This is a genomic window from Hyphomonas sp., assembly GCF_041689225.1.
GTDB lineage: Bacteria > Pseudomonadota > Alphaproteobacteria > Caulobacterales > Hyphomonadaceae > Hyphomonas.
The window spans coordinates 1-4,851 of the sequence record NZ_JBDNGN010000156.1 but is presented as its reverse complement, the minus strand read 5'-3'; the positions used below and the strand labels follow the sequence as shown (position 1 = coordinate 4,851).

Annotated in this window: 3 protein-coding genes and 1 pseudogene; 3 read left to right on the top strand and 1 reads right to left on the bottom strand. The window is 59.1% G+C overall.

The annotated features are described in order from the left end of the window. Positions 1-377, top strand: a pseudogene (locus ACESNB_RS15540) (DDE-type integrase/transposase/recombinase); the annotation flags it as partial. 77 nt (positions 378-454) lie between these two features. Here the strand turns inward: ACESNB_RS15540 and ACESNB_RS15535 are convergent. After that, positions 455-1,093, bottom strand: a complete 639-nt coding sequence (locus ACESNB_RS15535; protein WP_373008946.1) for an arylesterase — start codon at positions 1,091-1,093, stop codon at positions 455-457. Between the two features lie 145 nt (positions 1,094-1,238). Here ACESNB_RS15535 and ACESNB_RS15530 point away from each other — a divergent pair, with 145 nt between their 5' ends. After that, complete coding sequence (locus tag ACESNB_RS15530; RefSeq protein ID WP_373008944.1) at positions 1,239-1,904, top strand: ABC transporter ATP-binding protein; 666 nt, start codon at positions 1,239-1,241, stop codon at positions 1,902-1,904. Continuing rightward, a complete protein-coding gene (locus ACESNB_RS15525; protein WP_373008942.1) occupies positions 1,901-4,432 on the top strand; it encodes an ABC transporter permease in 2,532 nt (843 codons plus the stop codon). Before ACESNB_RS15530 ends, ACESNB_RS15525 begins: the two co-directional genes overlap by 4 nt. Positions 4,433-4,851 lie beyond the last annotated feature (419 nt).

Here is a 4,851-nt window from a genome sequence, read left to right as displayed (position 1 = left end):
TACGTCACACAGAAACGGGACAAAGCCGCAGCATTGAAATTCCTAAAAAAAGCAATGAAGCGATACGGCAATCCAAATGTCGTCGTGACGGACAGATGCCCCTCACATCGTGCGGCAATGAAAGTGATCGGCAGCGAGGGGCGCCAGGAGACTGGCCGGCATCTCAATAATCGCGCTGAGAGTTCGCCCTTACCGTTCCGAAGACGGGAGAGGGCCATGTCACGATTCCGGCGGATGCGAAGTTTGCAGAAATTCGTCTCGATCCATTCGTCAGTGTACAATCACTTCAACTTCGAAAGGCATATAAATTCCAGAATCCGGTTCAAACAAAACGAGACGCCGCTCTTCGCGAATGGCGCGACCTTGTCGTCGCCTAGGACCTGCTGTCCCGCGAATAAAGGAAACTGGTTCGCATTAGACTGACACCAACCCCAGAACGTCGTTCCTGCATGACCTATTCGTGAGACTCTACAATTGGCTCAAGGAATTGCGCTAGGTTTCTGGCGATGATTTTCACGCCTTGCGCGGTCGGATGCAGCCCGTCGGTCTGAAGAAGCTCTGGCTTGTCTTGGACACCGGTCATCAGTGATGGATAGTATTCGAGGTCAAATTTTGCGGCGAGGTCCGGGTAAATCGCCGCGAATACAGCGTCGCGGCTTCCTTCGTCCAAAGCGCCGCGCGGTTGCAGGCCCACGAGGACGCAATCAATGTCGCTTTCCCTCGCTTTCTGCACGATGGCAGAAAGATTTTGCTTCGTGATCTCGGGGTCGATCCCCAACAGATAATCATTCGCGCCAAGCGCGACGACGACCAGATCGGGATCAGTCGCGGCTACGCTCCAGCCGAACCGTGCAAGACCATTTGCCGTCGTATCGCCAGAGACCCCAGCATTAATAATCCTGACCTCGATTCCGTCATCCTTGAAGATTTTGGCGACTTGTTCCGGCAGGGCGTCTTTTGCGGCGAGTCCGAACCCGGCAGTCAAACTGTCGCCGAGGAAGACGATGACGGGCCCCGACTCCGCAATGACGGGCTGGGGAGCGCTGTCCGCATCGCCAACCGCGGTGGCAGGCGTGGGTGCGCCACAGGCCACTAGCACAATCGCGCTTGTGAGAATGGCGGCAACGCAGCACCACCTTATCCCTTGTATTCCTGTCCGTACGCCTGACATCATCCCTATCGATAGACAGGCGGCCACCCCCTGGCAATGTGCGCGGCCATCATGAAAGACCAATTGAATGACGAGTGCGCTCGAACTGAAGGACGTATGGCTGACTTTTCCGGCAGCAGATGGTGCACTGGATGTCCTCAAGGATGTCAGCATTGCGGTGGATTCGGGCAGCAGCGTTGCGATTGTCGGGCCCTCCGGTTCGGGCAAGTCGTCACTCATTTCGGTTGCGGCGGGCCTGGAGAAGGCGAGCCGAGGCGAGGTCTCGCTGCTGGGCGAGCGGATCGACGCGCTGAGCGAAGATCAGATGGCGCGCCTGCGGCGGGGCCGCGTCAGCATGGTGTTCCAGTCATTCCACCTTCTCGAAACGATGACAGCCTTCGACAATGTACGCACGCCGCTTGAGATTGCTGGTCTCGACGGAGTCGACGCGAGGGCGAATGAATGGCTGGAACGGGTGGGCCTGTCACACCGGCGGCTGCATTATCCCGGTCAATTGTCGGGCGGCGAACGCCAACGAGTTGCGGTTGCACGCGCACTCGCGAGCAATCCGGCCCTCGTATTCGCTGACGAACCGACCGGAAATCTTGATGCCGAATCCGGACGCGGTGTGGCCGACCTTTTGTTTGCTCTCACAAGGGACCGGGCGACGACACTGGTTGTTGTGACGCACGACGATGAACTGGCGTCACGCGCCGAGCGTGTTGTGCACATGCGCGATGGACGAATCGCGTGAGCCGGGTTGCGATAAAGCTCGCATTCCGCGAACTGTCGGGCGGCTTCCGGGGCTTCTGGATCTATCTCGCGTGCCTTGCGATAGGCACAGCAGCGATTGCAGCCGCCGGGTCAGTCACAGAAGTTTTTACCCGCGGTCTCAATTCAGAATCGCGGATTCTGCTCGGTGCTGATGTCATCTTTGCAACATCCCAGCGCCGCGCGACGCAGGAGGAACGCGCGTATATCGACCAGTTCGGCACTGTTTCTGAAACGGTCTCACTCGACGTAATGGGCGCTGCTGCCGAGACCCGGCGGCAGGTTGATGTGCGCGGTGTCGACAGCAAGTACCCCTTGCTTGGGGCTGCCGGGCTGACCGGCGGGCCGCAAACGCTCCAGGGCGCACTGCGCCAGCAAGGCGACAGCTGGGGGATCGCTGTCAGCAAATCCTTTCTCGATGACTTCCACGTCAGTATTGGTGACACGGTCCGCCTCGGCCCAGTCAATGCGATTGTGACTGCCCAACTCGATATCGTTCCTGACCGCGTTGGGACGCCAGGAACGTTCGGACCCGAAGCCATTGTCAGTCTCGACGCGCTGGACGCCGCTGATCGTCTGACACCGGGCCAGCTCTTCCGGTCAGGCTTGCGTGTCGTGCTTCATCAAGGCACGACCCTAGAGGAAGCGCAGGAGCGCTTCGAGTCTGAATTTGGCACAGAAACGATGCGGGTTCGCGGTCCCGAGGATTCCATTGATGGCCTGAAATCATTGCTGAATACGCTGAACAGTTTCCTCGCTGTGATAGGTATCGCCTCCCTGATTGCCGGCGGTGTCGGCGTCGCTCAGGCGACGAGCTCATTTCTGGAAACCCGCATCGCGTCGATCGCCGTGCTCAAGGTATTTGGTGCAGAGGCCGCAACCCTGAGAGCGGCTTACATGCTGCAGCTGGGTGTTCTGGCTCTGGTTGGGGCGCTAGCCGGCGTGGCGCTGGGCGCGGTCTCGCCCTACCTGCTGTCCTATTTCGCGGGAAGTTCGATCCCGCTCCCCCAGGTGTTGGGGGTCTACCCCGTCCCGCTTCTGAAGGCGCTTGTGCTTGGCCTGCTTGCTGCGGCCATGTTTGCACTTCCCGCGATCGGTCGCGCACGCGCCACCCGCCCGTCGGCCCTGTTCCGGAGGATTGCGGACAATGAGCGCATATCCGTTCCATGGACAGAGCGGATCGGAACGCTGAGCGCGGGGGGTCTTCTTTGCATCCTTGCCGTCGTTTCAAGCTATCGGCCATTTCTGACGGCGCTGATCCTTGCCGGCGCCGCGCTGACACTGCTCACGCTCGTGGGTACAGCGATCGTGGTGAAGCGTCTTGCGCGAGTGGCGGCCAGAAGCGCGTCAGGCATGCGGCGACTTTCGCTGGCCAATCTCGCTGGCCCGGGATCGCTTGCGCCAACAATCGTTCCTGCATTGGGGCTCGGGCTCGCCCTGCTGACGCTCGTCGCGGCTGTGCAGTCAAACCTCCTTCGCCAGATCAGTGAGACAGCTCCCTCAAACGCGCCGTCTGTCGTGTTCTCGCAGATACCGTCAGTTCGCATTGCTGAATTTGGCGCGCTGATCACAGCGCAAGGCATAGACACTGGCGACGACGCCATATACCGGCAGGCGCCATTCGTTCTCGCGCGCGTCACACAGCTCAAAGGGAGGCCGGTTGTCGAAGATGATGTCGCCGAATCCGAACGTTGGGTGGTTCGCGGTGAGACGACAATCACCTACCTGGCAACCAAGCCTCCCGAGGCGATTCTCACGCAGGGACGATGGTGGCCGGAAAACTATGCCGGACCGCTTCAGGTGTCCGTCGAAGCCGACGCCGCCAGAGGTCTCAGGCTGGGTGTGGGCGACCAGATGGGATTTCGTGTTTTTGGGCGAGATGTTACAGCGACAGTCACATCCCTTCGGACCGCGGAATGGGGTACGTTTAGCATCGGCTCGAATACGGCCTTTATCCTTTCTCCAGGAACACTGGAGGCAGCGAACCCGGCTTTTGTCGCCATTGCGAAAACAACCCCGGATGTCGAAGCGAGGATCGTGACCGCACTTGGCAAGTCCATGTCTGAAGTCGTCGTTTTCCAGACCCGGCAGGCCCTGGAGACAGCTGCCCACCTTTTCTCGCAGATAGCCGTTGCCGTGAATGCGGCCGCCGGAATTGTGACACTGTCAGGATTGTTGGTCCTGCTTGGAACATTTGCCGCGCTGGCGCGCAAACGCCGCGCGGAGGCTGCCTTGCTGAAAGTGTTCGGCGCTGAACGCGCGCAGGTTTTGGGTCTGTATGCCACCGAGTTCGCCCTGGCAGGCGCCGCCGCGGCGATGATCGGATCGACGATTGGCGTGGCGGCTGCCTATCCGATCATTGTGTATACGTTCGAGGCGACATGGACGTTTCCGTGGGCAGAAACACTTCGTATTCTGGCAGCCTCGGTTTTCATTTCTGCGCTTGGTGGAGCAGGGGTCGGCCTTGCGACCCTTGCCCGAACACCTGCACAGGTCCTGCGCATGCCGTAAGGCATCGTGAATGAAGGAGCCCGTCCGGTGTTTTCAAGTGGTCTATGCCGCGATCGGACCGGCGTAGACAGCGCAAACGTGTAGATTACTGAAATTGGCGTCAATAAATAGGTCCGTGTACAATCATGCTGACCATCACGGCGATACCGAAATGAAGGCCCAATTCTAAACATGGGAGTTGCGGCTCTTCGAAAGTGGGCCGCGTTTTTGTTGTCCAAAACCTGCTGACGATTACACAAGCAAAGGCCGGTTCGCATTCGGCGATGAGATCATCGCCAGCCCGCTACTTGAAGAGTAAGAAAATCGAGATTCGGCCCAAATTCCCCACTGCGGATCTTGCTGATAGCCCATGAATTGCAAATAAATCGAAGGCGATAATTGAGGCGGATGACTCCGCACTGATGTGCCCCTAGAACGGT